Below are 1,668 nucleotides of genomic sequence, written 5' to 3'. Positions count from 1 at the left end.
GTGTCGCCTCTCGCTCCAGAAAATCTAACTCGATACAACCGCTATCGCCGCTGAGGCGGTCGAAACTGAGCATGGACCACTCGAACTTTTGACCGCCTCATCCTTCGACCTTATCTCAACACGGCCCAGAAAGAGAGCACTCAGATCGATCCGGGCATAGCCGCGAACTACGTCCCCTGTACTGAGCGCTCCGGCCTGACCGAATCCGAGAGGAACTTAGTACGACACTCGCGCTCTGTATTCAGTACGACTCCAAGAACGTATCCCCTGCTGAGGATTTCAACAGACCCAAACGGTCGTTTGCGAATCGGTGGAGAACACCACCGAAGCCCCAGTCGCGAGGCCGCAGTACGCTCGTTGCGCTCCTCGCTCGCTCCGCTCGCTGCGGTGCTTACGTCGCCTACTGCGGCCTCGCGACTGCCCCTTCGAGTCCCACCCAACCGCGACCGCACCGCACCTCACGGCTCCCCAGCCTCGTCACCGGACTACGTCCGGTTGTAAGCGAAAGCGGTGCTCTCGCCTTGTCGGTGGTCCGAAGCGAAGCGGAGGACCACCGACTCCCTCGCGCGTGCTCCTCGCAGCCGCCTTCAGCGGCCGCTCGCAGGCACGCACCACCGCGGCTACCTATTGAAATGCCTCCCGAAACCTCTCACCCCGGTCACTCGTCTTATGGCCCCTCTCGCCACAACCTATTCCCTCCCGCCATTCGAATCACGTCTCGATGAAGATCGGTCTCATCTCGGACGTTCACGCGAACCTCCCCGCGCTGGAGACGGTCCTCGACGACATGCCGACGGTCGACCGCATCTACTGCGCGGGCGACGTGGTCGGCTACAACCCGTGGCCCGCCGACTGCGTCGAGCGCGTGCGCGATGTCGCGGCCGCGACAGTGCGCGGGAACCACGACCGCACCGTCGAGACCCCCGAGCGCTACCGCGCCAACCGGATGGCGGAGGCGGGGCTCGAACGCGCGAAGGCGTCGCTGTCGGCCGACCAGCGCGACTGGATCGGTGCTCTCCCGCGCACGGAGACGTTCGGGGGCGACCGGTACCTGCTCGCCCACTCCCACCCCGCCGCCGAGCGCGAGGACGCCTACGTCTACCCGGACGACTTCCCGACCCTCGACCGGCACATGGGGGAGTACGACGGGATCGTCCTCGGCCACACCCACGTTCAGGGGGTCCGCGAGGTGGCCGGCGGCTTCGTCTGTAACCCGGGCAGCGTCGGCCAGCCCCGCGACGGCGACCCGCGGGCGGGCTACGCGGTCCTCGACACGACGGCCGACGGGGCCGACGCGGTCGAGACGCATCGCGTGGAGTACGACATCGACCGCGTCGCCGAGGCGGTCCGCGAGGCCGACCTGCCGGACCTGACCGCCGAGCGCCTCTACGAGGGGGAGTGAGTCAGGCGCCGTCGGCGGGATCGCCGGCGGCCTCCCCGCCCACGCCGCGATCGTCGCTCCCGACCTTCACGTCCAACCGCTCGTAGAGGAACGCCCACGAGTCGGTCTGCTCGTCGACGACCATCGAGGCGGGCTTGCCGACGCCGTGGCCCGTCTCTGACTTGGTCCGCAGGAGGAAGGGGCCGCCCTCGGCCTCGTGCTGGAGCCGCGCGGTCATCTTCCGGGCGTGCGAGGGGTGGACGCGCGTGTCGCTCGCGGCCGTGGTG

The 1,668-nt window shown here is 68.0% G+C and carries 2 protein-coding genes and 1 pseudogene; 1 reads left to right on the top strand and 2 read right to left on the bottom strand.

All coding sequences use genetic code 11. From position 1 onward, the window contains the following. Nucleotides 1–73 (bottom strand): annotated as a pseudogene (locus B9G49_RS16415) (IS6 family transposase); the annotation flags it as partial. Nucleotides 74–721: 648 nt separating this feature from the next. Between B9G49_RS16415 and B9G49_RS16005 the strand changes: the two are divergent. Further along, nucleotides 722–1,402, top strand: coding sequence for a metallophosphoesterase (locus tag B9G49_RS16005; RefSeq protein ID WP_086217027.1), 681 nt, complete (start codon nucleotides 722–724; stop codon nucleotides 1,400–1,402). 1 nt (nucleotide 1,403) lies between these two features. Here B9G49_RS16005 and B9G49_RS16000 read toward each other — a convergent pair. Continuing rightward, nucleotides 1,404–1,668, bottom strand: a 265-nt coding sequence (locus B9G49_RS16000; RefSeq protein WP_158093623.1) for a prolyl oligopeptidase family serine peptidase, incomplete at its 5' end; no start/stop codon positions are given.

This window comes from Halorubrum sp. SD683 (assembly GCF_002135045.1).
Classification (GTDB): domain Archaea; phylum Halobacteriota; class Halobacteria; order Halobacteriales; family Haloferacaceae; genus Halorubrum; species Halorubrum ezzemoulense.
The sequence above is the reverse complement of the archived record's forward strand: the minus strand, read 5'-3'. Positions and strand labels throughout refer to the sequence as shown.